Below are 25,877 nucleotides of genomic sequence, written 5' to 3'. Positions count from 1 at the left end.
GCCACCCCGCAGGCGCCGCGATGCTGGCAAGCCGTGCAAGAGCGATCGTCATCATAGCGGAATACCAACCGAGCGTGGAGGTCTTTGCTTTCCTATTCTTGCGCGGAGGTCATTGCTGGAAGATGAGCAGCACGTAAGCCAGAAAAAGCACCAGATGGACGGCGCCCTGCATCAGATGGGTGCGGCCGCTGGCAAAGGTAATGATGCTGACGGCCAGGGTGAGCACGAGCATCACCAGATCGCCGTGTTCCAGGCCCAGCGTGACCGGGTGCCCATAAAGGCGGCTGACGACGAGCATCGCCGGCACGGTCAGCCCGATTGTCGACAGAACCGAACCCAGAAAGATATTGACCGAGCGCTGGAGATTATCGGCGATGGATGCGCGCACCGCGCTGATCGCCTCGGGCGTTGCGACAAGGATGGCCATGACAACGCCGCCAAATGCGGTTGGCGCATGCAGGGTTTCGATGATGTAGTCGATCGGCCGCGCAAGCTGTTCGACCAGAAAGACGACGGGACCCATGTAGGCGAGGAGCAGAACCGCATGGGGCCAGAGGGGGCCATGCGGAGGAGTGTGCTCGCCGGGATGCTGATGGCGGTTGCCGTCGGTGGTGAAATAGTCGTGATGGCGGCCGGCCTGCAGAAACAGGAATGTGGCGTAAAGGCCCACCGAGATGATGCCCAGTATCAATTGCCGCGGCGTCGATGGATGCTGTCCGTCCGGGCCGGCAAGAAATGTCGGCATGACGAGGCTCAGCGTCGCCAGCGGCACGATGACGCCGAGATAGGCATTGGCACCCTGCAGATTATGCTGTTGTTCCGGCCGCCGCCACGCGCCGAGCAGCAAGGACAGGCCGACCATGCCGTTCAAGATGATCATGACGACAGCAAACAAGGTATCGCGTGCAAGCGTGGGGTTGTTTTCGCCGTGAATCATGACGGCGGAGATTGCCATGACTTCGATCGAGGTGATGGCGAGCGTCAGAATAAGCGTGCCGTAAGGCTCCTGCAGCCGTTCGGCCAGATGATCCGCATGCCGCACGACAGACAAGGCGGAGCCGAGAACGACGGCAAACAGCCAGCCGAAAATGACGGCGAACCAAAAAGGATCGGAAAGCCGGCGGAAGAGCTGCTCCGGAAAAGCGAAAAATATCAGGCTGGTTGCGATGCTGACGCCGAGGAACCACTCCTCGCGCAGTTCGGTGACGCCGGCGGTGCGGACTGCAGGCCCGTCCGTCATCGACCACCGCCGTTTCGCACCTGCTGTCGCAATGCGATCATCAACACCATCACGTCCTGCCGCTCCCCTAAGCCCGGTCTCCTGCCCGAGAATACAAAAGGACCATGCCGCACGCCAGATGGCGCTGTCAGACAGGCAGACCCTGCTTTATTCGCGCCCGGTCGCCGGGATCGCGCCGCCGGTGACGACAGCTGCGGCCGGTGAAATCAGGAAGGCGATGAGGCGGGCGATCGATTGCGGCGATACCCAGCCATCCGTCTTCGCATTCGGCATGGCGGCGCGATTTTCAGGCGTATCGATCGTCCCGGGAAGAACGCAGTTGGCGGTGATGCGGTGATCGCGGTTTTCCGCAGCTATCGCCTCGGTCAGCCGGATGACGGCGGCTTTCGAGGCGGCGTAGGCCGCCTGATTGGCTCCGGCCTTCAGGCCGGGGGCGGCGGCGACGTGAACGATGCGGCCATAGCCTGCCGCCTTCATGGTCGGGAGAACCGCAGCGCTGATCGTCAGCGCAGTGCGGGCATTGGCGGTCATCATCGTGTCCCATTGGGAAGGCGCATCCGGCCCGACCGGTCCCATCTGGAAGCCGCCGACCGTATTGACCAGGGCGCTGACGCCGCCGAAGTGCTTGACGGCCCGAGCGACGGCGGCAGCACAGGAGGCATAATCGGTGAGCTCCGTTCCGGCGATCGACAGGAACTCCGTGGAGGCCGGAAGCTCGCCGGCCAAGGTTTCCAGTTCCTGGCTCGACCGGTTCATGCAGACGAGCTTGGCGCCGCCTGCGGCAAGCTCGCGGACAACGGCGCTGCCAAGATTGCCGCCGGCTCCCGTGACGATCACGGCTCCCTGGTCGTTCATGGCAATCGATCTCCTGAGGTGCCGGTGCTGGATGATGCCGTGCATTGTTGATCCAGGCTGCGCCGCAACGCAACCCCCGTGCAGCCGCACCAAGCTCAGTTATCCCAGGATTGTCGGCAGAGCTCCCCGTGGAGAGCTCTGCCGCAATCATCGGCGGTTCGCCAGGCCAGGCTTCAGTGATATTTTTCCCGTTCGCGGCCGAGAATGACCGGCGCATCCAGCTCGGAGATCGGGCGGCTGACATCGGCGGGGATATCGCCGGTGAGCTGCAGATCGAGATAGCGAGCACAGCAGACGCGTAGGAAAGATGTGAAATTTCCGAGATCGTGACCGGCGTCGATCGACTCATGATGCAGCCGGGTGATCAGTTGCACGACATTCATGCCGTCGCGCCGGGCAATTTCCTCGAGCTTCGACCAGAAGAAGTTCTCCAGCCTGACGCTGGTGACCATGCCGTCGATACGCAGCGACCGGGTGGCGCTTTCCCATAGCCGCGCATCCGCTTTGATGAAGAGTTCACACATGTCGTCCTCCCGGTGCCACCCCTTGTCAGGCGGCGTTCGTTTCAGGCATCGACGTGGCGTCGAGCACCGCCATGAACTGGCGCAGCCAGGAGGGATGCGCCGGCCAGGCCGGCGCCGTGACCAGATTGCCGTCCGAGACCGCATCGGTGATTGCAATATCGGCATAAACGCCGCCGGCCAGTTCGACTTCGGGCCGGCAGGCGGGATAGGCCGAGCAGGTGCGGCCCTTCAGGACGCCGGCAGCGGCAAGCAGCTGCGCCCCGTGGCAGATGGCTGCAACCGGTTTTCCGGCATCGAAGAAGTGCCGGACCGCTTTGATGACGTCGGCATTGAGGCGGAGATATTCGGGCGCGCGACCGCCGGGGATGACGAGGGCATCGTAATCCTCCGCCCGCACGCTGTCGAAAGTGGCGTTCAGCGCGAAATTGTGGCCGCGCTTTTCGGAATAGGTCTGGTCGCCCTCGAAATCATGGATGGCGGTGGCGACGCTCTCACCCGCCTTCTTGCCGGGGCAGACGGCATCGACCGTATAGCCGCAGGCGAGCAGCGTCTGGAACGGCACCATCGTTTCATAATCTTCGGTGAAATCACCGGTTATCATCAGGATCTTTGGAGCTGGCATCGTATCCTCCCTTGAAACCAACGGACGAAGATTAACAAAGACCGTCGGACAGAAGGTACTATGGGAATACTACAGGCGAAATTCTCAACGGGAAGAATATTGCGCGCCAGACCGCCTATCCGTAGCATCCGGGACGGCACAGGCCTCTCCGCCGCCGAAGAGCCGCGAGCGGGTGAGGAAGCGTTTCTCGCGTCCGTTGTCGAGCGAGAACATACCGCCGCGACCCGGCACGACATCGATGATCAGCTGTGTGTGCTTCCACGCCTCGAACTGGCTGGCGCCGATATAGACCGGCACGCCGCCGATCTCGCCAAGCTTGACGTCGCTATCGCCGACGATGAATTCATTGGCGGGATAACACATCGGCGAGGAGCCGTCGCAGCAGCCGCCGGATTGGTGGAAGAGGATATCGGGATGGTCGCGCTTGATCTCAGCGATCAGGTCAAGAGCTGCGTCGGTTGCGATAACACGCGGTTCGCCGTTGACGGTCATTTCCATCGGTCTTCTCCAAGGTTTTGGAAGAGGAATTCCCCTCCCCAACCCCTCCCCACAAGGGGAGGGGCTAGGCTGTGGCACCGGCCCGCAAAACGACGAGCCGGATGCATATACTTCGCTCAAAAAACGAATACGGCGAGCGCCGCAGGTTTAAGCCCCTCCCCTGGTGGGGAGGGGGTTGGGGAGGGGTTTTTGAGACTCCCTCCCACCACACGAAAGTTCTCAGAAGAAACCGAGCGCCTTCGGGCTGTAGCTCACCAGCATGTTCTTCGTCTGCTGGTAGTGCTCGAGCATCATCTTGTGGGTTTCGCGGCCGATGCCCGATTGCTTGTAGCCGCCAAAGGCGGCATGGGCGGGATAGGCGTGGTAGCAGTTGGTCCAGACGCGGCCGGCCTGGATCTCGCGGCCGAAGCGATAGCAGCGATTGGCGTCGCGGCTCCAGACACCGGCGCCGAGGCCGTAAAGCGTGTCGTTGGCGATTTCGAGTGCTTCCTTCTCGGTCTTGAAGGTCGTGACCGAGACCACCGGTCCGAAGATCTCCTCCTGGAAGATGCGCATTTTGTTGTGGCCCTTGAAGATCGTCGGCTTGACGTAATAACCTTTTGCCAGTTCGCCGCCGAGATCGTTGCGGGAGCCGCCAGCCAGAACCTGAGCGCCTTCCTGCTTGCCGATGTCGAGATAGGCAAGAATCTTTTCCAACTGCTCGGTCGAAGCCTGAGCGCCGATCATCGTCGCAGGATCGAGCGGGTTACCCTGTTTGATCGCCTCGACGCGCTTGACCGCCTTTTCCATGAAGCGGTCATAGATCGATTCCTGAACGAGGGCGCGGCTCGGGCAGGTGCAGACTTCACCCTGGTTAAGGGCAAACATCGCAAAGCCTTCGAGCGCCTTGTCGAGGAAGTCGTCATCCTCGGCCATCACATCGGCGAAGAAGATGTTCGGCGATTTGCCGCCGAGTTCCAGCGTCACCGGAATGAGGTTCTGGCTGGCATATTGCATGATCAGCCGGCCTGTCGTCGTTTCGCCGGTGAAGGCGATCTTGGCGATCCGCGGGCTGGTCGCCAGCGGCTTGCCGGCTTCGATGCCGAAGCCGTTGACGATATTGAGAACGCCGGGCGGCAGCAGATCGCCGACCAGTTCGGCCCAGAGCAGGATCGAGGCCGGCGTCTGTTCGGCAGGCTTCAGCACGACGCAGTTGCCAGCGGCCAGCGCCGGCGCGAGCTTCCACGTCGCCATCAGGATCGGGAAGTTCCAGGGGATGATCTGGCCTACGACGCCGAGCGGCTCGTGGAAGTGATAGGCGATCGTATCATGATCGATTTCACCGATGGAGCCTTCCTGGGCACGGATGCAGGAGGCGAAATAGCGGAAATGGTCGATTGCCAGCGGAATGTCGGCCGCCATTGTCTCGCGGATGGGCTTGCCATTATCCCAGGTCTCGGCTTGGGCGAGCAATTCCAGCTTGTCTTCCATCCGCTGCGCGATCTGCATGAGGATGTTGGAGCGCTCGGCGGCGGAGGTGCGGCCCCATTTTTCCTTGGCCGCATGGGCGGCGTCGAGCGCGAGATTGATGTCCTTTTCATCGGAACGAGGAATGTCGCAGAGCTTGCCGCCGGTGACCGGCGTCAGGTTTTCGAAATACCTGCCTTCGACCGGCTCGCGCCATTCGCCGCCAATATAGTTGCCGTATTTCAGCTTGAATGGCGACTCGACGATTTTCTGATGAAGCATGTCATCCTCCCGTGATGAACCAGGTTCCGAAGTGAACCAATGGAGGCAAAATGGGCGCGTTTTGTCGAAGCGAACAGGGGAGGTCTGCGATACCGCAGTGCACACTGTCGCAGTCATGCGACAGGGCCGCGTCATGATAGCCTTGTCTGTTACATGTTCCGGGTCGGGCTAATGCAGGTCGAACTTCTTCATCTTCCGGTGCAGCGTGGCGCGGCTTATGCCGAGCGCGATCGCCGCCTGCGAGACGTTGCCGCTGGTGCGCGACAGCGCCCTCAGCAAGGCCGCCTTTTCCGCCTCGACCATCTCTTCCTGCTGTGAGACGACGGCTTCGCGCAGAGCATCGGCGGCTGGTATGCCGGCCGCAATCCGCTTGTCGTCCAACTGCAGCGCGATGCGGGCGGCGCGGGTTGCGCCAAGCACGAGATCATGCCTGTCGACGGCAAGCAGGGCGGCGGCGGAATTGGCGCCGGCCGGGACCATCAGGAAGCGGGCGCCGGGAAAGGCCGAGCGGAAGAGGTTGAGTTCGATGCGCATCGCGGCATCGCGCACGGTCTGCGTGAGGATCGCCAGCGTCACTTCATTGATGTCATCGCGGCAGGTCGAAATGTCGAGGGCGGCGGCGAGTTCACCGCGATGATCGCGCACCGGCGCCGTGGTGCAGCTCAGGCGGATATTCGAGCAGAAGAAATGCTGGTCGCGGAAGATGGCGACGGCGCGCTCGTCGGCAAGCGCCGTGCCGATGCCGTTGGTGCCGATGCTCGCCTCGGTCCATACCGAACCGGTCCAGAGACCGAGTTGGCGGAAGTCCTTATCGTCGCCGGCAGCGCCCCGACGCTCCAGCGCAATGCCGTTCCTGTCCGTCAGAAGAATGCAGCAGCCGGCTTTCCCGACCGTGGTGAAGAGCCGGTCGAGCTCCTCGCTTGCACCGGCGACCAGCCGTTCGGACTGTTCGCGGGCGCGGTGAAATTCCTCGTCGGTCAGACGCAGCGGCGTACGTTCGTCCTCGGGCGCGAGCCGGTGCATGGTCATGCAACGCCGCCAGGAGGCGACAATCGGAGAACTTGCGGCGGCCGAGTTCCGTTGCGCAGAGCTATAGACATGCTCCGCATGTGCTGACTGTTCGTGCATCTGCTCCTCCCACGGAACTGCAGCATAATCTGATGGAAAAGCCGCCGGTTTGCAATTGCACGCAGAGACGGCCAGCTTCCTCCTCGCCTGGCGATCAGGGCATGATGCTGAAAGGCATGCGCGATCCTTGCACGACGGATACGCCACGTCTTTGATTTAGATCGCGATCCTCGCCCAGCTTTGCTGGCGATGGTCAGCGTCGCAGCCAAGCCTCGATGCCGCGTGCGGCGGCGCGGCCGGTCGCAAGACAGGCGGTGAGGAGATAGCCGCCGGTCGGCGCTTCCCAGTCTAGCATCTCGCCGGCGACGAAGGTGCCCGGCAGCGTCTTCAACATGAAGCCATCGTCGATGCCGCTCCAGCGGACGCCGCCGGCCGAGGAGATAGCCTCGCCGATTGGCCTCGTTTCGAGAACCGGCACCGGCAGGGCCTTGATCATGCCGGCGAGGCGGCCGGGATCGGCTCGGTCGCGCTCGGCAGCGAGTTCGCGCAGCAATCCCGCCTTGACGCCGTCGAGGCCGGCGCCCTTGCGCAGGCGGTTTGAAAAACTCGATTTGGCATCCTGGCGCGCGAGGTCGCGGGTCAGCCTTTCGAGCGTCCGGCCCGGCGCGAGGTCGAGCGTCAGGGCAGCGCTACCGCAGTTCAGCAGCCGATCGCGAAGGCTCGCCGCATGGGCATAGACCAGGCTGCCCTCGATGCCGTTTGCGGTGACGACGAATTCCCCGGGAAAGGTGCCGGCATCGGAGGTGGCGGTGGCCGACTTCACCGGCTCGCCGGCGAAACGGTCGCGGAAGCTTTCGCTCCAGCCGACGACGAAGCCGCAATTGGCGGGCCGGAAGGGCTCGATCGCGACGCCCTTCTCCGATAGCCACGGCAGCCAGCGTGCATCGGAGCCGAGGCGCGGCCAACTGGCGCCGCCGAGCGCCAGCAGGACTGCGTCGCAATGGACGATGCTGCGTCCTTCAGGCGTTTCGAAAACATAGCCGTCATCGGCAAAACCGATCCAGCGGTGGCGCGTGCGCAGCATGACGTCCTGCGCCTCCAGCCGTTTGAGCCAGGCTCGCAGCAAGGGAGAGGCTTTCATCACATCAGGGAAGACCCGGCCGGACGAGCCTATGAAAGTCTTGGTTCCGAGCCCTGTCGCCCAATCTCTGATATCGCCAGGGGTAAAGGCATCGAGAGCGGGGCGCAGGCGGGCAGAGGCCGCGCCGAAGCGCGTGGCGAAACGGGCATAATCCTCGGAGTGCGTGATGTTCAACCCCGACTTGCCGGCCAGAAGAAACTTGCGGGCGAAGGTCGGCATGGCGTCATAGACCGTCACCGCATGGCCGGAGAGCGAAAGCAGCTCGGCGGCCGCCAGGCCCGCCGGGCCACCACCGATGATCGCAATTCGCTTTTGGTCCATGGATGCCTTCGCCCGATTCTTTCCGGTGCAGTTTTGGCGCGGCTGCGCCTTGCCCGCAAGGGCGCGATCAGTGGTGGGAATGCGTGCACTGGCCGTGGTCGGCGAGAACCTCGATGACACGGCATTGGTCGACGCGGCCATGGCCGCAACCTTCCACCATGGTTTCGAGTTCGGCCTTCAGCGCCTTCAGGCGGCGGATGCGCTGCTCGACCTCGACGAGACGGGCCTTGGCGATGGCATCGGCCGAAGCGCAAGATTGGTGAGGATCATCCTGCAGGGTGAGCAGCGTGCGGATCGCCTCGATGTCGAAACCGAGTTCGCGGGCATGGCGGATGAAGGTGAGGCGGTTGATATCGGCAGGTTCGAAGGAGCGCTGGTTGCCTTCGCTGCGGCTCGGCGCCGCGAGCAGGCCGATGCTCTCGTAGTAACGCACCGTCGGCACTTTGACCCCGCTCCGGCGAGCGGCTACGCCAATCGTGATCTTTTTCATGACATTCCTCTTGCACCTCTAGTCGCTAGAGGATGTAGGAGAGGTGCTTCTATTTGACAAGGAATCGGATCATGGCTGAGGCGAACGAGACACGATACCGGGTCGGCGGCATGGATTGTGCCGCCTGCGCGAGCAAGATCGACGCGGCGGTCAGGCGCGTGGCTGGAGTCGTCGATGTTTCCGTCTCGGTGGTAGCGGGTTCGATGATCGTTCGGCACGACGGCAGCAGCGACCTCAAGGCGATCGAGAAGAAGGTGACGGGGCTCGGCTATTCGGTCTCGTCTTTTGCCGGAAGCGCTGCGCCGAGGGGAGATCACGGATCGTACGATCATCACGATCACGCCGGGCACGAGCATGAAGGTCATGTTCACAATCACCGCCATGCCGAAAAAGAAATCGAGGGCCTGCACGGGCATGACCATGGGCCGATGACAGGCCCCTGGTGGCAGAGCAGGAAGGGCCGGCTGACCATCCTCTCGGGTGCAGCGCTGCTTGCCGCCTACGCTGTCGGCCATCTCGCGCCTGCGGTCGGAGCCTATGCCTTCATCGTCGCCATGCTGGTCGGTCTGGTACCGATCGCGCGGCGCGCCATAATGGCGGCGTTTGCAGGCGCGCCATTTTCGATCGAGATGCTGATGACGATCGCCGCGGTCGGCGCCGTCATCATCAATGCGGGCGAGGAGGCGGCGACCGTCGTCTTCCTGTTTCTCGTCGGCGAACTGCTGGAAGGCGTGGCTGCCGGCAAGGCCCGCGAAAGCATTCGATCGCTGACGGCCCTGGTGCCGAAGAATGCTTTGCTGGAAGACAATGGCCAGACGCGGGAGGTGCCGGCGGAAAGCCTTGCCGTTGGCGCGATCATCATGGTTCGGCCCGGCGACCGTATTTCTGCGGACGGCGTCATCGTATCGGGCGAGAGCGCGATCGACGAGGCGCCGGTGACGGGCGAGAGCACGCCGGTTCGAAAGGGCGTCGATGCCGCGGTTTTTGCGGGGACAGTAAATGGCGATGCGGTGCTTAGGGTTCGCGTCACAGCGGCCGCGGCCGACAACACCATCGCCCGGGTGGTCAAGCTGGTGGAAGAGGCGCAGGAATCGAAGGCGCCGACGGAACGCTTCATCGACCGGTTCTCGCGCTATTACACGCCAGGCGTCGTGGTGGTCGCGGCGTTGGTTGCAGTCGTTCCACCGCTGTTCCTCGCCGGCGTGTGGGCTGAATGGATCTACAAGGGCCTTGCCATCCTGCTGATCGGCTGCCCCTGCGCGCTTGTCATCTCGACGCCGGCAGCAATCGCAGCCTCGCTTTCGGCAGGCGCGCGGCGCGGACTGCTGATGAAGGGCGGTGCGGTGCTGGAAGGCCTTGGGAAGGTGACGATGGTCGCCTTGGACAAGACGGGCACGCTGACGGAAGGCAAGCCTCAGGTGACCGATATCGTTTCCTTCAGTTTGAACGAAGCGCAGCTCCTGTCGCGCGCGGCGGTGCTGGAGCAGGGCTCCAGCCATCCTTTGGCGCTTGCGATCCTCAACCGCGCCAAGGCGGACGGCGTTCCCGTGCCGCCGGCCTTCGAGCTGGAGGCGCTGCCGGGCAAGGGCGTCACGGGCAAAGTCGGGGGCGAGACTCTGGATCTGCTGTCGCCGTCCGCCGCTCGCGAGCGCGGGGCGCTTGATGGGGAAAAGGACGCCTGCATCAGTGCGCTGAACGACGAGGGCAAGAGCGTGTCGGTGCTTCTCGTCAATGGCGCGGCAGCCGGCCTGATCGCCATGCGCGACGAGCCGCGTGAGGATGCTGAAGCCGGGCTGTCGGCCCTGAAAGCAGCGGGGATAGAGGCGATGATGCTCACGGGTGACAACAAGCGGGCGGCGGCAGCCGTCGCCGGCATGCTCGGCATCGACTGGCGCGGCGAGATGATGCCGCAAGACAAACAGAAGGCCGTCGGCGAATTCAAACGCCGGGGCTTCATCGTCGCCAAGGTCGGCGACGGCATCAACGACGCGCCCGCGCTGGCGGCTGCCGATATCGGCATTGCCATGGGCGGCGGCACCGACGTGGCGCTGGAGACGGCCGATGCGGCCGTGCTACACGGACGCGTCGGCGACGTGGCGCGAATGATCGCGCTTTCGCAGCGGACGATGCGCAATATTTTTCAGAATATCACCATTGCGCTCGGGCTGAAGGCTGTCTTCCTGGTGACGACGATCATCGGGATGACCGGGCTCTGGCCGGCGATCCTCGCCGATACCGGCGCCACCGTGCTGGTGACGTTCAACGCGCTCCGGCTGCTTCGAATAAGGGGATAGGCGCTTGTCTATTCGGCTCGATTCGAGCCTTCGAAATTGAAGATCGCAGAGCCGGCTACAGGCGGGCTCTATTCGTTCCGATGTTCTCCACAGCCCATTTTGCTTAAACATTCGTTATCCATGTTTTTCACAGGAACGCAGCGATTTCAGCCCGCTCGTAACGCGATGCATCAACCACCCATTGACGCTTTTCTCGATTCGCGTACTATATCTAGTGTTCGAGGTGCCTTCGATTCGTCAGGATCTGGGGGCGAAGATGGGAATACGGTGCGTTTCGCCATGATGGCGCAACAAGGCCGGAGCTGCCCCCGCAACTGTAAGCGGCGAGCAACTGTCCGATTTCAGGTCACTGAGGCATGAGGCCTCGGGAAGGCCGGGGCAGGGTGCTTCGACCCGCTAGCCAGGAGACCTGCCTTGAACGAAACGTCCACGGGCGGGGTGTCCGGAAGGTCGCGTGCATGAAGCGGAATGATCCGCGCCTGTTGCGCTGCCCCGAACGTCCGCATGCGCACTTCGGGGTTGAAGTCATGTCCAGAACATCAAGGCCGCCGCCCGCACAAATCCGGAAAGAGATCGTATCGGGCGTTTAAGCCGCCGACTTTGCCAGATCACCATCAAGCGTTGCCCCGGACGTCGCAAGGCGTCCGATCCGAGTATTGCGTCCTGAATTCTTTGACATCACGAGGAACATGATGAGCGTTACCGTCTACAGCAAACCTGCCTGCGTCCAGTGCACCGCCACCTATCGCGCCCTCGACCGCCTGGGCGTCGATTACGATATCGTCGATATCTCGCAGGACGCCGAAGCGCTCGATCGCGTCCGCAGCCTCGGCTACATGCAGGCGCCGGTCGTCATCGCCGGCGAGCGGCATTGGGCGGGTTTCCGTCCCGATATGATCAGTGCGCTCTCCTGACCGGAAAACGGCGGTGGGGCTGATCGTCTACTATTCCAGCCGATCGGAGAACACCCACCGATTCGTCACCAAGCTCGGGCTGCGCGCGGCGCGCATTCCTTCTAGCGGCGGAGAGGCGTTGCGTATCCGCGAGCCTTTCGTTCTCATCGTGCCGACCTATAGCGGCGACAGTGGCAAGGGTGCCGTTCCCAAGCAGGTGATCCGTTTCTTGAACGATGCGGAGAATCGAGGACACATCCGGGGCGTTATTGCCGCGGGCAACAGCAATTTCGGCGAGACATACGGGCTCGCCGGCGACGTGATTTCGCAGAAATGCCAGGTGCCCTACCTCTACAGGTTCGAGCTCATGGGCACGGAAGAAGATGTCGCCAACGTCAAACACGGAATGGAACGATTTTGGACACGGCAACAACTCTGACGCGGGATGCGGGCGCAAAACCGCATAGCACTTTTGCTCACCCCGCCGGCGAACGCCCTGTAAAAGCGGCGGAAACGCTGGACTATCATGCGCTGAACGCCATGCTGAACCTCTATGACGATGAGGGACGGATCCAGCTCGACAAGGACCGCTTGGCGGCAAAGCAGTATTTCCTGCAACACGTGAACCAGAACACCGTGTTCTTTCACAATCTCAGGGAAAAGCTCGATTACCTCGTGACCGAGGGCTACTACCAGCAGGAGGTGCTCGACCAGTATTCCTTCAATTTCGTACGCGAACTGTTCGATGAGGCCTATGCCCGAAAGTTCCGTTTCCCGACCTTCCTCGGTGCGTTCAAATATTACACCAGCTATACGCTGAAGACCTTCGACGGAAAACGCTATCTCGAGCGCTACGAGGACCGCATCTGCATGGTGGCGCTGACGCTGGCGCGTGGCGATGAGGCCCTTGCCCGCGACGTGGTCGACGAGATCATTTCCGGCCGGTTCCAGCCGGCGACGCCGACCTTCCTCAACGCTGGCAAGAAGCAGCGCGGCGAACTTGTCTCCTGCTTCCTGCTGCGGGTCGAGGACAATATGGAATCGATCGGCCGGTCGATCAATTCGGCGCTGCAATTGTCGAAGCGCGGCGGCGGCGTGGCGCTGTCGCTGACGAACATCCGCGAGGCCGGCGCGCCGATCAAGCAGATCGAGAACCAGTCGTCGGGCATCATTCCCGTCATGAAACTGCTCGAAGACAGTTTTTCCTATGCCAACCAGCTCGGTGCCCGTCAGGGAGCGGGTGCTGTCTATCTCAACGCCCATCACCCCGACATTATGCGCTTCCTCGACACCAAGCGCGAAAATGCCGATGAGAAGATCCGCATCAAGACGCTGTCGCTCGGCGTCGTCGTGCCCGACATCACCTTCGAGCTCGCCAAGAACAACGAGGATATGTATCTGTTCTCGCCCTATGACGTGGAGCGCGTTTACGGCATGCCCTTCACCGAGATTTCGGTGACGGAAAAGTACCGGGAGATGGTGGCGGACGCCCGTATCTCGAAGAAGAAGATCAAGGCGCGTGAATTCTTCCAGGTGCTCGCCGAGATACAGTTCGAGAGCGGTTATCCCTACCTCATGTTCGAGGATACGGTGAACCGGGCAAACCCGATCGCCGGCCGCATTTCGATGAGCAACCTCTGCTCGGAGATCCTGCAGGTCAGCGAGGCGAGCGAATACAACGACGACCTCTCCTACAAGCATCTGGGCAAGGATATTTCCTGCAATCTCGGCTCGCTGAACATTGCGGCGGCCATGGATTCCGCCGATTTCGGCAAGACGGTCGAGACCTCGATCAGGGCGCTGACGGCCGTCTCGGACATGAGCCACATTGCCTCGGTCCCTTCGATCGAGAAGGGCAACGACGAGAGCCATGCGATCGGCCTCGGCCAGATGAACCTGCACGGCTATCTCGCCCGCGCACGCATCTTCTACGGCTCGGAGGAAGGCGTCGATTTCACCAATATCTATTTCTATACGGTGACCTATCACGCGATTCGCGCCTCGAACCTGCTGGCGGTCGAACGCGGCCAAAGCTTCAAGGGCTTCGAGAATTCGAAATATGCCTCCGGCGACTATTTCGACAAATATATCGAAACGGAATGGAAGCCGGCGACCGAGAAGGTGCAGGCGCTGTTCGACAAATCAGGAATCCATATTCCGACACAGGAGGATTGGGCGGTATTGAAGACGGCTGTCATGACTTCCGGCCTGTATAACCAGAACCTGCAGGCTGTGCCGCCGACTGGCTCGATCTCCTACATCAACCACTCGACCTCCTCGATCCATCCGATCGTCTCGAAGGTCGAGATCCGCAAGGAAGGCAAGATCGGCCGCGTCTATTATCCGGCGCCGTTCATGACCAACGACAATCTCGATTATTACCAGGACGCCTACGAGATCGGCGCGGAGAAGATCATCGACACCTATGCGGCGGCGACCCAGCATGTCGACCAGGGTCTGTCGCTGACCCTGTTCTTCCGCGACACGGCAACGACGCGCGATATCAACAAGGCGCAGATCTATGCCTGGAAGAAGGGCATCAAGACGATCTACTACATCCGCCTTCGCCAGATGGCGCTGTCCGGCACCGAGGTCCAGGGCTGCGTCTCTTGTACGCTTTGAGTTGAATTGGGCCGCGAGCCTTTGGGCGAATGGCCCCCTCATCCGCCCGCCAGCAGCTTCTCCCGCTGGGGAGAAGAGACAAGCCGATTACACGGCGTTCCCCTCTCCCCGGCGGGGAGAGGGCAGGGTGAGGGGGCTCCACGCTCCGTTAGAATTTATGGAAGAAAGACCACCAAATGAACATCGCCATCAAGCCAGCTTCCCGCGTGCGCGCCATCAATTGGAACCGCATCGAAGACGACAAGGATCTCGAGGCTTGGAACCGGCTGACCGGCAATTTCTGGCTGCCGGAGAAGGTGCCGCTTTCCAACGACATTCCTTCCTGGGCGACGCTGACGCCGGCGGAGCAACAGCTGACCATCCGCGTGTTCACCGGGCTGACCCTGCTCGACACGATTCAGAGCGGCGTCGGCTCCATCAGGCTGATGGAGGATGCGGTAACGCCGCATGAGGAGGCGGTGCTTTCCAACATCTCGTTCATGGAGGCGGTGCATGCGCGCTCTTATTCCTCGATCTTCTCGACGCTGTGCTCGACGCCCGATGTCGATGACGCCTATCGCTGGTCGGAGGAGAACGAGTTCCTGCAACGAAAATCGGCGCTGATCATGGAGCAATATGGTTCCGGCGATCCCTTGAAGAAGAAGATTGCCAGCGTTTTCCTCGAAAGCTTCCTCTTCTATTCCGGCTTCTATCTGCCGATGTACTGGTCAAGCCGCGCCAAGCTGACCAACACGGCCGATATGATCCGGCTGATCATCCGCGACGAGGCGGTGCACGGCTATTATATCGGCTACAAATTCCAGCGCGGGCTGGAGCGGTTGTCCGAGGAGAGACGGCAGGAGACCAAGGATTTCGCCTTCGACCTGCTGCTCGAACTCTACGACAACGAGGCGAGATATACCGAGGCGCTCTATGATGGCGTCGGGCTGACCGAGGACGTCAAGAAATTCCTGCATTACAACGCCAACAAGGCCCTGATGAACCTGGGCTACGAGGCGCTTTTCCCGGCCGAAGCCTGCAAGGTCAATCCGGCGATCCTGTCTGCGCTTTCACCGAATGCCGACGAGAACCATGACTTCTTCTCCGGCTCCGGTTCTTCCTATGTCATCGGCAAGGCTGTCGCGACCGAGGACGAGGATTGGGATTTCTGAGGCTTTCTCGCAGTCTGCCCTTATCATTTGCTTCCCTGTCGCCCACATTCAGCGGAAACTGAATTCGATCCTCGCCGATGGCGTGATGTAGCGGAGTTTTCGATGTCGCCTTTTTTGAACAAGACCGGGACTGCCGTTGAAGCGGACGAGGGTGTCTGGCCGATCCGCAGGAGACGGATTCTCGACTGGCTGGTGAACGAGACGCGGAACGAGCGTTTCATCGACAACATTCTGGTGGAGATGTGCGGGAAGCTGCTTTCGGCCGGGGTGCCGGTGGCCCGGGCGACATTGCATTTCCGGACGAACCATCCGCAATGGATCGGTGCCCGCATCCTCTGGAAGGAAGGGCTCACAGAGGCGAAGATCAACACATTCGCCTATGGCGTCGAAAACACGCCGGAGTTCCTGACCAGCCCGGTCAACGCGATCCATCAGGGTGCGGAGGAGGTGCGCAGGCGGCTGGAAGGCGCAGTCGACACCGACTTGGATTCCTTCTATCGGGAGCTGCGCGACGACGGCCTGACCGAGTATATCGCCTGGCCGCTCGAACACACCTTCGGCAAACGGCATGTGGCTACATTTTCCACCAGCCGGCCGGGCGGCTTTACGAGCGAACATGTCGATTTCCTGCGTGATCTCCTTCCGGCCCTGACCTTAATCAGCGAAATTCGCCTGAAGAACATCATGGCGCGAACGTTGCTGCAGACCTATGTCGGACCACATGCGAGCGAGCAAATCCTGTCGGGCGTGACGACACGCGGCAGCGGCGCCACCGTCGGCGCGGCGATCATGATCTGCGACCTGCGCGACTTTACGGCGATCTCCGATCTCTGGCCGCGCGACGATGTCATCCATTTGCTCAACGATTATTTCGACGCGATGTCGGATCCGATCGAACGCTATGGCGGGGAAATCCTCAAGTTCATGGGCGACGGATTGCTGGCAATCTTCCCCTTAAGCAAGGAAACGGCCTGCGCCGATCTGCTGCAGGCGATCCGCGAAGGGCAGGCGTCGATGGCCGAGCTGAACGAGCAGCATGCACGGGCGGGGCGCGAACCGCTGCGCTACGGTGTCGGCGTGCATGTCGGCGACGTCATGTACGGCAATATCGGTTCGCGTCGGCGGCTGGATTTCACCGTCATCGGCCCGGCGGTGAATATCGCCTCGCGGCTGGAAAGCCTGACCAAGGAGGTCAAGCGTCCGGTGCTCCTGTCGCGGGCCTTCGTCGAAATGGCGGGCTGCGCGAAAGACATGGACAGTCTCGGCACCTTCCCGCTGCGCGGGCTCGGAGAGCCTGTCGATGTCTTCGCTTTTCCTGAGCGGTGGGCGCAGGCAGGTTCAGACGCCGCGTTTGTTTCCCCATAGCAGCACGTGCAGCTGCGGCAGCACGCGCGGGGCAAACCATCCGTCGGTCGTCACCTTCTCGACGAGCCAGTGCATCCGATCCATCACCCCGTCGATATCGATGCGGGCGTCGTCATCATCGGGCGGCGGCGGCGTATGGTTGCCCGGCTGAAGGAACAAGGGAATATAGGGATAGCGCCGGCCCGCCTCTTGGGCGAAGGCGTAATCGTCATCGTCGAAGACGACGATTTTCAACCCGATCTCCGGGCCACCGGCGGCGAGCCGAAGGCAGCTGTCGACCTGATCCCAATCCGTCAGCATTCCGCTCGACGGCGGCTTGGGGCTTAAGACCAGGATGTCGAGATCGCGAAACCAGTCCCGGGCGACGCTCGCCTGCGTTTCCAGCGCGAACCGGTATCCTTGGGAATGGCCGAATTCGATCAGTGGTCCCAGCGGCTGGATCGCCGGATTGCCTCCGGATAGGGAAACCGTCAACGGCCGACCTGCCGAGAGCTTCGTGACCTCCTGCCAGATCGCCTCGGGGGACATGGGAATCCACTGATCCCGGAAGGCGCTGTCGACCGCGTGAAGGCTGTCGCACCAGGAGCAGCGGTAGTCACAGCCGCCTGTCCGGACGAACACCGTCGGCAGTCCGATTAAAGCGCCTTCGCCCTGGATGGTCGGGCCGAAGATCTCGCTGACGCGAATAGTCTCTCCGCTCATGGCCGGTACTCCGCCCAGGTCTTCGGCGTCTCGCTGACGCGGACGGACGAGGTCTCCGGGAAGCGCTCTCTGCACCAGTCGTAAAAGTGCTTTGCCAGGAACTCGGAGGTGACTTTCGAATGACCGAAGACCTCGTTCAGGTGACGATGATCGAGAGCTTCGTCGATGTAACGCTTGAGCGGCGACAGGTCGTGATAGTCGCGAACGAAGCCGTCGTCATTCAGGCTTTCGGCTGAGAGTTCGACGACCACGATATAGTTATGGCCGTGGAGCCTGGCGCATTGATGGTCGACCGGCAGATGATCCAGCTGGTGGGAGGCGGAGAGGTGAAATTCCTTGGTGATGCGGTACATCAACGTACCTCCGCCGCGGAATATTGCGACACCGCCGCTTTCCAGAAGTCCCGGTCTTCATAGTCCGTCGGATCGGAAATGCCGGCAAGGTGGAAAGCTTCGCGGCGTTCGACGCAGGTTCCGCAGCGCCCGCAGTGGAGCCTGCCGCCTTTGTAGCATGACCAGGTCTCGGCAAACGGCGTCGCGTGTTTTTCGCCGTCGGCGACGATCGCCGCCTTGGAAACATTAACATAGGGTGCAAGCAATCGGACGCTGGCATAACCGTCCAGCGCTTCGTTCTGCATGCGCTGGAAGGCGTCGATGAAGCCCGGCCGGCAGTCGGGATAGATGAAGTGGTCGCCGCCATGCACGGCGACGGCGACGGCATCGGCCTTTTGCGCGGCGGCCAAGCCGAATGCGATTGCCAGCATGATGGCATTGCGGTTCGGCACCACGGTGGCCTTCATGGTCTCCTCGGCATAGTGGCCGTCCGGGACCTCGACATTGTCGGTCAGCGCCGATCCGCCAAGATGGCCGCCGATGGCGGCGATGTCGATGACATGATGAGGAACGGCGAGACGCGCGGCGCACTGGGCGGCGAAGTCGAGTTCCTTGCGGTGCCGCTGGCCGTAGTCGAAGGAGACGAGGCCGATCAGCTGTTGTTCCGCTGCCATTTTGTGGGCAAGCGAAACGGAGTCGAGTCCGCCAGAGCAGACGACGAGAGTCTTCATATTTTGGATTCCCTTGTTTTGACCGGGTGGGCTGCGACCGGATTACGGCGTGGTTCTAGGCCAAATCGCGCGTGATGCAAACAGTTTTAAGATGTCGGCCTCGAAAGTTGTACGGTCTTGCCGATCGGGAATTGATTTGCGCCGGCAGCGGGAGGCGGAGGCCTCGGCGTCAGGATGGCTGATGCGCCGACGCGGCCAGCGTCCCGGATCCTCGCCGGCCGGTGTCTACGCCTTAAGGATTGTGTCGAGTTTCGGCGATCTGCCCTCGCAATGAAAAAAGCTGTAAATTCAGTTGGATAGAGGAATAGGCATATTTTTCTCGGGAGTCGAGAAAGGGCTTGACGACCAAGCGCTTATACCGTTTTAAATTAGCGACCGCGCGGAGAAGCGCGGCCGTATGTCGACCGCTGCAACGGCGGTAAACATCGGGCGGCTGGGAGGGCCCGCCGCCGAATTTCAAACGGGAGGAATTCATGCGCAAGTTTTTGAGCTCGGCGGCTATTGCTGTCGTGATGACGGCTGGCCTCGGTGGCGCCCACGCAGCCGACGTCAAGGAAGTGCAGATGCTGCACTGGTGGACGTCTGGCGGCGAGGCTGCGGCTTTGAACGTGTTGAAGGAGGATCTTGCGAAGGAAGGTTTTGCCTGGAAGGACGTTCCGGTTGCCGGCGGCGGCGGTGATGCGGCGATGACGGCGCTGAAGGCGATGGTGGCGGCGGGCACTTATCCGACGGCCTCGCAGATGCTGGGTTACACCGTGCTCGATTATGCCCAGGCCGGCGTCATGGGCGACCTGACGGAGACGGCCAAGAAGGAAGGCTGGGACAAGTCGGTGCCGGCGGCCCTGCAGAAGTTCTCGGTCTATGACGGCAAGTGGGTCGCAGCTCCCGTCAACGTCCACTCGGTCAACTGGCTGTGGATCAACAAGGCGGTGATGGACAAGATCGGCGGCAGCCAGCCGAAGAGCTTCGACGATCTGATGGCGCTGCTCGACAAGGCGAAGGCGGCCGGTGTCATTCCCTTGGCGCTCGGCGGCCAGAACTGGCAGGAAGCGACGATGTTCGATTCCATCGTGCTGTCGACCGGCGGCCCGGAATTCTACAAGAAGGCCTTCAACGACCTCGACGAGGAAGCGCTGAAGTCGGACACGATGAAGAAGTCCTTCGACAACCTGGCGAAGATCGTCCAATACGTCGATCCGAACTTCTCCGGCCGCGACTGGAACCTGGCGACCGCCATGGTCATCAAGGGCGATGCGCTGGTGCAGGTGATGGGTGACTGGGCCAAGGGCGAATTCGTCGCCGCCAAGAAGACCCCGGACAAGGACTTCCTGTGCTACCGCTTCCCCGGCACCGACGGCAGCGTCATCTACAACTCCGACATGTTCGGCATGTTCAACGTCCCCGACGACCGCAAGGCAGCGCAGGTGGCGCTGGCAACGGCAACGCTGTCGAAGAGCTTCCAGTCGGCCTTCAACGTCGTCAAGGGTTCGGTGCCGGCCCGTACCGACGTCCCCGACACCGACTTCGACGCCTGCGGCAAGAAGGGCATCGCCGACCTGAAGGCGGCCAATGAGGGCGGCACGCTGTTTGGTTCGCTCGCCCAGGGTTATGGCGCGCCTCCGGCGATTGCCAATGCCTATAAGGACGTCGTCTCGAAGTTCGTCCACGGCCAGATCAAAAGCTCCGACGAAGCCGTCAAGCAGCTCGTCCAGGCGATCGACGACGCCCGCTGAGGCTGTCGATGACAAATGCTTCCCCGCGCGTTCTCGCGGGGAAGCTTCAAGCTCCGCGCCGACCATGCGCGGATCATCATGCGGGCTCGATCATGCCGGGCCGATGATGCAGGAGGGAGACGATATCCATGAGCACAGTTGCCACCACCGATCCGGTTCTGACCCCCGGGCAAGCGACGCCGATCTCGCTGCGGGGCCGGCTGCAGGATGCGCTGCCGAAGATCGTGCTGGCGCCGAGCTTCGTCATCACGCTGGTCTTCGTCTACGGCTTCATCGTCTGGACGGCCTATCTGTCCTTTACCAATTCCAAGACCTTCCCGTCCTATGCGCTGACGGGGCCACGCGCCTATCAGCGGCTGTGGCGCTGGACCTTCGAGAGCGATCCGCCATCCTCCTGGTACACCTCGATCACCAACATGGCGATCTTCGGCTTCCTCTATGTCGGCATCTGCCTGGCACTCGGCCTGCTGCTCGCCATCCTGCTCGACCAGAAGATCCGCGGCGAGGGGCTGCTCAGGCCGATCTTCCTCTATCCGATGGCGCTTTCCTTCATCGTCACAGGCGTTGCCTGGAAGTGGTTCCTCGATCCCGGCCTTGGGCTCGAGCAGACGCTGCACCACTTCGGCTGGACGAGCTTCCACTTCGACTGGATCAAGAACAAGGACTTCGTCATCTATACCGTCGTCATCGCCGGCGTCTGGCAGGCGTCGGGCTTCGTCATGGCAATGTTCCTGGCGGGTCTGCGCGGCATCGACGGCGAGATCATGAAGGCGGCGCAGATCGACGGCGCCTCGCCCTTGCAGCTTTATCGCCGCATCGTCATTCCGCTCTTACGGCCGATCTTTCTCTCCGCCTTCATCGTGCTCGCCCATATGGCGATCAAGTCCTACGACCTGGTGGTGGCGCTGACCTCGGGCGGGCCGGGCGGCTCGGCCTGGCTGCCGTCCAACTTCATGTATGAATACACCTTCAAGCGCAATGAGATGGCCGTCGGCTCGGCCAGCGCCATCATCATGCTGATGACGATCTCGGCGATCATCGTTCCCTATCTCTATTCCGAACTGAAGGAGAAGGCGCGATGAGCATCTCGGCTTCCTCTCCCTCCCATTCCAACAACACCCGCTGGATCGGCCGGCTGGTCATCTACGGCCTGCTGGTGATCTTCGCCATCCTCTACCTGATGCCGCTCTTCGTCATGCTCGTGACCTCGTTCAAGACGATGGACGAGATCCAGGGCGGCAACATGCTGGCGCTGCCTGAGGCCCCGACCTTCGATCCCTGGATCAAGGCCTGGGGCGAGGCCTGCGTCGGGCTGACCTGCGCCGGCATCAAGGGCTACTTCTGGAACTCGATCAAGATGGTGGTGCCGGCGGTGGCCATCTCCACCATCATGGGAGCGCTGAACGGCTATATCCTGACCAAGTGGCGCTTTCCCGGCCATACGCTGGTGTTCGGGCTGATGCTGTTTGCCTGCTTCATCCCGTTCCAGTCGGTGCTGCTGCCGATGGCGACCATCCTCGGCTCGCTCGGCCGCTTCGGCGTCACCCTGCAGAACGCCACCGGCTTTTCCTTCGGCTTCGGCAATTCGACGGTCAACCTGGTCTTCGTCCATGTCGTCTATGGCTTGGGCTTCACGACGCTGTTCTTCCGCAATTTCTACGAGGCCTTCCCGACCGAGCTGGTCCGGGCCGCCCAGGTCGACGGCGCCAGCTTCTTCCAGATCTTCCGCCGCATCATGCTGCCGAACTCGCTGCCGATCATCGTCGTCACCGTCATCTACCAGTTCACCAACATCTGGAACGACTTCCTGTTTGCCTCGGCCTATGCCGGCACCGGCGACTCCATGCCGATGACGGTGGCGCTCAACAATGTCGTTAACACCTCGACCGGGGTGGTCGAATACAATGTCAACATGGCGGCGGCGATGATCGCGGCCGTGCCGACGCTCATCGTCTATATCCTCGCCGGCCGCTACTTCGTGCGCGGTCTGATGGCGGGCGCAGTCAAAGGGTAAGTCATGGCCTTCCTCGAAATCTCCGGTCTCAGAAAACGCTTCGGCGCCGTCGACATCCTCAAGGGCATCGATCTCGAACTCGAAAAGGGCGGCTTCCTGGTGCTGGTCGGCCCGTCCGGCTGCGGCAAGTCGACCCTGCTCAACACCATTGCCGGGCTGGAGACGATCACCTCCGGCGATATCCGGATCGACGGCCGCGCCATCAACGGCCTGCACCCGTCCAAGCGCGACATCGCCATGGTGTTCCAGTCCTATGCGCTCTATCCGAACATGACGGTGGCGGGCAACATCGCCTTCGGCATGGAGATCCGCGGCGTGCCGAAGGAGGAGCGGGCCAAGGCGATCAAGCAGGTCTCCGACATGCTGCAGATCGGCCATCTGCTCGACCGCAAGCCAAGCCAGTTGTCGGGCGGCCAGCGCCAGCGCGTCGCCATGGGCCGGGCTCTGGTGCGCAATCCGCAGGTCTTCCTGTTCGACGAGCCCTTGTCCAATCTCGACGCCAAGCTGCGCGTCGATATGCGCACCGAGATCAAGCGGCTGCACCAGCGCATGGGCACCACCTTCGTCTATGTCACCCACGACCAGATCGAGGCGATGACGCTGGCGACCAAGATCGCCGTGCTCAAGGACGGGGTGCTGCAGCAGTTCGGCACGCCGGCCGAGATCTATAACAGCCCCGCCAATCTCTTCGTCGCCGACTTCATGGGATCGCCGGCGATGAACCTGCTTGCCGCCACCGTCGAGAATGGCGCCTCAGGGCTTGCCGTGTCGCTGGAGCGGCCGAACGGCGCGCCGCTGCGATTGCCGGTCGTTGCCGGCGCCAACGGTCTCTCCGCCTATGCCGGCAGGCAGGTGATCTTCGGCATCCGCCCCGAGGCCTTGACCGACCCTGACGGTGCCGACCGCAAGGCGCGCTCGCTGACCGAGGACGATTGCCTGATCGAGGTCGTCGAGCCGGCCGGCTCCGACACCTTCGCCGTCACCAAGCTCGGCGGCAAATCCGTCGTCGCCCGCCTGCGCGCCGATGCCGGCATCGCTCCAGGCCAGAACACACGCCTCGCCTTCAATCTCGACAAGGCCGTCTTCTTCGATCCCGACAGCCAGATGCGCATCGCGTGATGACCAGAGGCTAGGCGCGCCTGATCAGATGCGCGGGCCCTTCACCAAATTAGGCGGTGGCCGTCACAGTAAATGTAACCGGCGCGAAACGCGAGGAGACCGCTTCGACAGTGATTTCGCCGACCAGTCCCGTCGCCTCCAGCCAGAAGCCGGCGGTGCCGCCCTGCAGCGGCACATTGGTGGGACCGACGATCTTTGCGGGCCCATGCACCTTCAGCGAAATGCTGTCGTTCATGAAGGGCAGGCGCTGGCCGCACTGGTCGAGAGCGCGAATGATGACGCGGGTGCTGTCGCGTTCGCGGGCCTTCAGCGTCGAGCTGTCGGCGACGACTTCCAGCGTCGTCGGTAGCGGATCGGCGGCCAATGTCAGGCTCGTTACCGGCTCACCGCCAATATAACCGGTCAAGGTGCCGTCGATCCATTCGAGACCCCAGGTGCCGAGTTCATCGGCGGTGAAGTGACGATGATCGAGCACGACGGGCGGATGCGGCAGATGCGGATAATTCTCGCGGTCCGGACCGATGCGTTTGCTGAGCCCGCCATATTGCAGCTCCACCTCGTCGCAATTGGTCAGGATGATCAGCGGCAGCACGCCGCCGATATTTCGCTCGCCGCGCGCCCAGAAGGTCGCCGGCTTCATGACGATCTCGTCGGACGGGTCGCACTGGCTGATATAGGCATAGGCCGCAAATTTCGGCTCGCGGAACATGTCCATGACGCCGTGATAGCAGATGCGGTCGCCGGAACCGAAATCCTTGTGGGTGTTGTAGTCGAACATGCACCAGCCAATGGCGCCCGAGATATCGGGATCGCCATAGGCGGCGTTCAGCACCTCGAGATGACGGCGCACGTGCTCGGCCTGGCGCTGTTCCTGGTCATAGATCTTCGTCGGGTGCATGTGACCGTTGAACTCGGTAATGAGGTACGGCACCTTGCGGGACAGGCCGGTATTTTCCTGCTGGCCGCGCAGCACGGTGCGCGGACGGTTGGCGCCCGGCAATTCCTCATTGCCGAGGATGAAGTCGTTCATCGTGTAGACGTCCTCGAGCAATTCGCTCTCGGTGATATAACGCACGCCGCCGGTCTGGCGGGTGCTGTCGAGTTCACGGGCGAGGCGATTGGTCTCGACATAGAAATCGTGACTATCCTGGGACTCGTTGATGCGTACGCCCCAGATGATGATCGAGGGATGGTTCCAGTCGCGCTCGATCATGCGGCGGACGTTCTCGATCGATTCCTTCTGCCAGTCGGCGTCGCCGATATGCTGCCAGCCCGGGATCTCTTCGAAGACCAGCAGGCCGATCGCGTCGCAACGGTCGAGGAACCATTTCGACTGCGGATAATGCGAGGTGCGGACGATATTGCACTTCAGCACGCTCTTCATGATATCGGCGTCGCGCTCCTGGGCGGAGCGGCCGGCGGCATAACCGACATAGGGGAAGGACTGATGGCGGTTGAGGCCGCGCAACTTCAGCGGCCTGCCGTTCAAGAAGAAACCTTCCGGCGTGAATTCGGCGGTGCGGAAGCCGAAGCGGTTCGAAACACGGTCGGACCCGTGCTCGGTCCGGAGTTCGACGGTGACGTCGTAGAGCGTGGGATCGGTAATGTCCCAGAGCGCGATGCCGGTAAGGCCGCCGAAGGAAAGCCTGGTGCAATCGCCGATCGTCTCGGTTGCTGCGGTGGCGATCACCGTGCCGTCGGCCTGCTTCAGCGTGGCGGTGACGGTCGCCGAGAAGCTGCGGCCCTCGGGATTGGCGATATCGACGCGGATGGTTGCCGACTTCTCCGGAGCGAGAACGTCTGTGGTTTCGATCTTCAGGTTGCGGATCGACACCGGGTCGGTGACTTTCAGCCAGACGTCGCGGTAGATACCGGCATAAGTGAGATAATCGATGCGTCCGCCGAAAGGCGGAATGGCGGGGTTTTCGCTGCCGTCGACCTTGACGGTCACGAGGTTCTCGCCCTTGATGAGCTTGCCGGTGAGGCGGGCTTCGAAGGGGGTGTAGCCGTCCTTGTGGGCGATGATTTCTTCGCCGTTCAGATAGACGACGCTGTCGGCCATGGCGGCGTCGAAGACGAGCGACACCTCGCGGCCCTCGAATTCCGGCAGCCAGCGCAGCACTTTCTGATAGGTGAAGGCGCGCTGATAGCTCTTCTCGTCGAAATAGTTGAAGGGCAGTTCGACAGCGGTATGGGGCAGACTGACCGACCTGGCGGCATCGAAGCTTTCGAGCAGACGCTGGCCGAAGCCCTCGTGGAAACTCCAGCCTTCGTTGAAGGAAACGACGGACCGCATCTCAGGCTCTCCTGGTCGTCGCAGCAGCGGTGCGGCACCTTTCGGCGCGTGAAAATCGGATCATCGGCGTATTCCTTCTTGATGCAATAATTTGCGAGTTGCCAGAACAGGATGTTGTCCGAAAATCGCTCACAGGTT

23 protein-coding genes and 1 riboswitch are annotated in these 25,877 nt (G+C 61.9%); of the genes, 10 read left to right on the top strand and 13 right to left on the bottom strand.

Annotation, left to right across the window (positions count from 1 at the left end):
- Nucleotides 1-109: 109 nt before the first annotated feature.
- The 9 genes from J2J99_RS19755 to J2J99_RS19715 all read right to left on the bottom strand — a co-directional run bounded on the left by J2J99_RS19755 (nt 110) and on the right by J2J99_RS19715 (nt 8,487).
- Entirely contained in the window at nt 110-1,240 is a 1,131-nt protein-coding gene (locus J2J99_RS19755; RefSeq protein WP_168301497.1) for a calcium:cation antiporter, read from the bottom strand.
- Between the two features lie 147 nt (nt 1,241-1,387).
- Nucleotides 1,388-2,095 (bottom strand): SDR family NAD(P)-dependent oxidoreductase, encoded by a 708-nt coding sequence (locus J2J99_RS19750; RefSeq protein WP_168301496.1) that lies wholly within the window; start codon nt 2,093-2,095, stop codon nt 1,388-1,390.
- A 173-nt stretch (nt 2,096-2,268) separates the two neighbouring features.
- Nucleotides 2,269-2,619, bottom strand: coding sequence for a ribbon-helix-helix domain-containing protein (locus J2J99_RS19745; protein ID WP_168301495.1), 351 nt, complete (start codon nt 2,617-2,619; stop codon nt 2,269-2,271).
- Between the two features lie 25 nt (nt 2,620-2,644).
- Entirely contained in the window at nt 2,645-3,241 is a 597-nt protein-coding gene (locus J2J99_RS19740; protein ID WP_168301494.1) for a DJ-1/PfpI family protein, read from the bottom strand.
- A gap of 84 nt (nt 3,242-3,325) precedes the next feature.
- The gene (locus tag J2J99_RS19735) at nt 3,326-3,739 is read right to left on the bottom strand and encodes a DUF779 domain-containing protein (RefSeq protein ID WP_168301493.1); all 414 of its coding nucleotides are present in this window, start codon (nt 3,737-3,739) and stop codon (nt 3,326-3,328) included.
- Between the two features lie 219 nt (nt 3,740-3,958).
- Nucleotides 3,959-5,467 (bottom strand): aldehyde dehydrogenase, encoded by a 1,509-nt coding sequence (adh, locus tag J2J99_RS19730; RefSeq protein ID WP_168301492.1) that lies wholly within the window; start codon nt 5,465-5,467, stop codon nt 3,959-3,961.
- 168 nt (nt 5,468-5,635) lie between these two features.
- Complete coding sequence (locus tag J2J99_RS19725) at nt 5,636-6,595, bottom strand: helix-turn-helix domain-containing protein (protein WP_168301491.1); 960 nt, start codon at nt 6,593-6,595, stop codon at nt 5,636-5,638.
- 193 nt (nt 6,596-6,788) lie between these two features.
- A complete protein-coding gene (locus tag J2J99_RS19720; RefSeq protein WP_168301490.1) occupies nt 6,789-7,997 on the bottom strand; it encodes a TIGR03862 family flavoprotein in 1,209 nt (402 codons plus the stop codon).
- Nucleotides 7,998-8,064: 67 nt separating this feature from the next.
- On the bottom strand, nt 8,065-8,487 hold the full coding sequence (locus J2J99_RS19715; protein WP_168301489.1) for a MerR family transcriptional regulator: 423 nt from the start codon (nt 8,485-8,487) through the stop codon (nt 8,065-8,067).
- A 71-nt stretch (nt 8,488-8,558) separates the two neighbouring features.
- Between J2J99_RS19715 and J2J99_RS19710 the strand changes: the two genes are divergently transcribed.
- From J2J99_RS19710 to J2J99_RS19685, 6 genes are all read left to right on the top strand, one after another.
- Nucleotides 8,559-10,781, top strand: a complete 2,223-nt coding sequence (locus J2J99_RS19710; protein ID WP_168301488.1) for a heavy metal translocating P-type ATPase — start codon at nt 8,559-8,561, stop codon at nt 10,779-10,781.
- 204 nt (nt 10,782-10,985) lie between these two features.
- Nucleotides 10,986-11,212, top strand: a riboswitch (cobalamin riboswitch).
- A gap of 261 nt (nt 11,213-11,473) precedes the next feature.
- Entirely contained in the window at nt 11,474-11,695 is a 222-nt protein-coding gene (gene nrdH, locus J2J99_RS19705; protein WP_010068756.1) for a glutaredoxin-like protein NrdH, read from the top strand.
- Between the two features lie 13 nt (nt 11,696-11,708).
- On the top strand, nt 11,709-12,113 hold the full coding sequence (gene nrdI / locus J2J99_RS19700; RefSeq protein WP_168301487.1) for a class Ib ribonucleoside-diphosphate reductase assembly flavoprotein NrdI: 405 nt from the start codon (nt 11,709-11,711) through the stop codon (nt 12,111-12,113).
- The gene (gene nrdE, locus J2J99_RS19695; protein ID WP_168301486.1) at nt 12,092-14,296 is read left to right on the top strand and encodes a class 1b ribonucleoside-diphosphate reductase subunit alpha; all 2,205 of its coding nucleotides are present in this window, start codon (nt 12,092-12,094) and stop codon (nt 14,294-14,296) included. The genes nrdI and nrdE overlap by 22 nt, the downstream gene beginning before the upstream one ends.
- Nucleotides 14,297-14,472: 176 nt before the next feature.
- Nucleotides 14,473-15,447, top strand: coding sequence for a class 1b ribonucleoside-diphosphate reductase subunit beta (nrdF, locus tag J2J99_RS19690; RefSeq protein WP_168301485.1), 975 nt, complete (start codon nt 14,473-14,475; stop codon nt 15,445-15,447).
- Nucleotides 15,448-15,549: 102 nt separating this feature from the next.
- Nucleotides 15,550-16,812: an adenylate/guanylate cyclase domain-containing protein gene (locus J2J99_RS19685; protein ID WP_168301484.1), complete on the top strand. Its 1,263-nt coding sequence runs from the start codon at nt 15,550-15,552 to the stop codon at nt 16,810-16,812.
- Here the strand turns inward: J2J99_RS19685 and queE are convergent.
- Genes queE through queC form a run of 3 tightly spaced genes read right to left on the bottom strand, consistent with a single transcriptional unit; the run spans nt 16,786 to nt 18,577 of the window.
- The gene (queE, locus tag J2J99_RS19680) at nt 16,786-17,514 is read right to left on the bottom strand and encodes a 7-carboxy-7-deazaguanine synthase QueE (protein ID WP_168301483.1); all 729 of its coding nucleotides are present in this window, start codon (nt 17,512-17,514) and stop codon (nt 16,786-16,788) included. The two genes, J2J99_RS19685 and queE, sit on opposite strands and share 27 nt — an antisense overlap.
- Nucleotides 17,511-17,867 carry a 6-carboxytetrahydropterin synthase QueD gene (gene queD, locus J2J99_RS19675; protein WP_168301482.1) on the bottom strand — a complete coding sequence of 119 codons (357 nt, stop codon included), beginning with the start codon at nt 17,865-17,867 and terminating at the stop codon, nt 17,511-17,513. The genes queE and queD overlap by 4 nt, the downstream gene beginning before the upstream one ends.
- Nucleotides 17,867-18,577: a 7-cyano-7-deazaguanine synthase QueC gene (queC, locus tag J2J99_RS19670; RefSeq protein ID WP_168301481.1), complete on the bottom strand. Its 711-nt coding sequence runs from the start codon at nt 18,575-18,577 to the stop codon at nt 17,867-17,869. Before queC ends, queD begins: the two co-directional genes overlap by 1 nt.
- A 473-nt stretch (nt 18,578-19,050) precedes the next feature.
- On the opposite strand from queC, the gene J2J99_RS19665 reads away from it, so the two are divergent.
- The 4 genes from J2J99_RS19665 (at nt 19,051) to J2J99_RS19650 (ending at nt 23,443) form a co-directional block, all read left to right on the top strand.
- Nucleotides 19,051-20,310: an ABC transporter substrate-binding protein gene (locus J2J99_RS19665; protein ID WP_207600938.1), complete on the top strand. Its 1,260-nt coding sequence runs from the start codon at nt 19,051-19,053 to the stop codon at nt 20,308-20,310.
- Nucleotides 20,311-20,438: 128 nt separating this feature from the next.
- Nucleotides 20,439-21,392, top strand: a complete 954-nt coding sequence (locus J2J99_RS19660) for a carbohydrate ABC transporter permease (protein ID WP_168301480.1) — start codon at nt 20,439-20,441, stop codon at nt 21,390-21,392.
- Nucleotides 21,389-22,324 (top strand): carbohydrate ABC transporter permease, encoded by a 936-nt coding sequence (locus tag J2J99_RS19655; protein WP_168301479.1) that lies wholly within the window; start codon nt 21,389-21,391, stop codon nt 22,322-22,324. The genes J2J99_RS19660 and J2J99_RS19655 overlap by 4 nt, the downstream gene beginning before the upstream one ends.
- 3 nt (nt 22,325-22,327) lie before the next feature.
- Complete coding sequence (locus J2J99_RS19650; RefSeq protein WP_207600937.1) at nt 22,328-23,443, top strand: ABC transporter ATP-binding protein; 1,116 nt, start codon at nt 22,328-22,330, stop codon at nt 23,441-23,443.
- Between the two features lie 49 nt (nt 23,444-23,492).
- Here the strand turns inward: J2J99_RS19650 and J2J99_RS19645 are convergent, their stop codons facing one another.
- Complete coding sequence (locus tag J2J99_RS19645) at nt 23,493-25,739, bottom strand: glycoside hydrolase family 2 protein (RefSeq protein ID WP_168301282.1); 2,247 nt, start codon at nt 25,737-25,739, stop codon at nt 23,493-23,495.
- Between the last annotated feature and the right edge of the window lie 138 nt (nt 25,740-25,877).

Origin of the sequence: Rhizobium binae (assembly GCF_017357225.1) — a bacterium.
Lineage (GTDB): Bacteria > Pseudomonadota > Alphaproteobacteria > Rhizobiales > Rhizobiaceae > Rhizobium > Rhizobium binae.
The sequence above is the reverse complement of the archived record's forward strand: the minus strand, read 5'-3'. Positions and strand labels throughout refer to the sequence as shown.

Excerpts from the sequence above, each read along its gene's own strand:
- J2J99_RS19755 (WP_168301497.1), bottom strand. The coding sequence starts at position 1,240 with ATGACGGACGGGCCTGCAGTCCGCACCGCCGGCGTCACCGAACTGCGC.
- J2J99_RS19750 (WP_168301496.1), bottom strand. The coding sequence starts at position 2,095 with ATGAACGACCAGGGAGCCGTGATCGTCACGGGAGCCGGCGGCAATCTT.
- J2J99_RS19745 (WP_168301495.1), bottom strand. The coding sequence starts at position 2,619 with ATGTGTGAACTCTTCATCAAAGCGGATGCGCGGCTATGGGAAAGCGCC.
- J2J99_RS19740 (WP_168301494.1), bottom strand. The coding sequence starts at position 3,241 with ATGCCAGCTCCAAAGATCCTGATGATAACCGGTGATTTCACCGAAGAT.
- J2J99_RS19735 (WP_168301493.1), bottom strand. The coding sequence starts at position 3,739 with ATGGAAATGACCGTCAACGGCGAACCGCGTGTTATCGCAACCGACGCA.
- adh (WP_168301492.1), bottom strand. The coding sequence starts at position 5,467 with ATGCTTCATCAGAAAATCGTCGAGTCGCCATTCAAGCTGAAATACGGC.
- J2J99_RS19725 (WP_168301491.1), bottom strand. The coding sequence starts at position 6,595 with ATGCACGAACAGTCAGCACATGCGGAGCATGTCTATAGCTCTGCGCAA.
- J2J99_RS19720 (WP_168301490.1), bottom strand. The coding sequence starts at position 7,997 with ATGGACCAAAAGCGAATTGCGATCATCGGTGGTGGCCCGGCGGGCCTG.
- J2J99_RS19715 (WP_168301489.1), bottom strand. The coding sequence starts at position 8,487 with ATGAAAAAGATCACGATTGGCGTAGCCGCTCGCCGGAGCGGGGTCAAA.
- J2J99_RS19710 (WP_168301488.1), top strand. The coding sequence starts at position 8,559 with ATGGCTGAGGCGAACGAGACACGATACCGGGTCGGCGGCATGGATTGT.
- nrdH (WP_010068756.1), top strand. The coding sequence starts at position 11,474 with ATGAGCGTTACCGTCTACAGCAAACCTGCCTGCGTCCAGTGCACCGCC.
- nrdF (WP_168301485.1), top strand. The coding sequence starts at position 14,473 with ATGAACATCGCCATCAAGCCAGCTTCCCGCGTGCGCGCCATCAATTGG.
- J2J99_RS19685 (WP_168301484.1), top strand. The coding sequence starts at position 15,550 with ATGTCGCCTTTTTTGAACAAGACCGGGACTGCCGTTGAAGCGGACGAG.
- queE (WP_168301483.1), bottom strand. The coding sequence starts at position 17,514 with ATGAGCGGAGAGACTATTCGCGTCAGCGAGATCTTCGGCCCGACCATC.
- queD (WP_168301482.1), bottom strand. The coding sequence starts at position 17,867 with ATGTACCGCATCACCAAGGAATTTCACCTCTCCGCCTCCCACCAGCTG.
- queC (WP_168301481.1), bottom strand. The coding sequence starts at position 18,577 with ATGAAGACTCTCGTCGTCTGCTCTGGCGGACTCGACTCCGTTTCGCTT.
- J2J99_RS19665 (WP_207600938.1), top strand. The coding sequence starts at position 19,051 with ATGCGCAAGTTTTTGAGCTCGGCGGCTATTGCTGTCGTGATGACGGCT.
- J2J99_RS19660 (WP_168301480.1), top strand. The coding sequence starts at position 20,439 with ATGAGCACAGTTGCCACCACCGATCCGGTTCTGACCCCCGGGCAAGCG.
- J2J99_RS19655 (WP_168301479.1), top strand. The coding sequence starts at position 21,389 with ATGAGCATCTCGGCTTCCTCTCCCTCCCATTCCAACAACACCCGCTGG.
- J2J99_RS19650 (WP_207600937.1), top strand. The coding sequence starts at position 22,328 with ATGGCCTTCCTCGAAATCTCCGGTCTCAGAAAACGCTTCGGCGCCGTC.
- J2J99_RS19645 (WP_168301282.1), bottom strand. The coding sequence starts at position 25,739 with ATGCGGTCCGTCGTTTCCTTCAACGAAGGCTGGAGTTTCCACGAGGGC.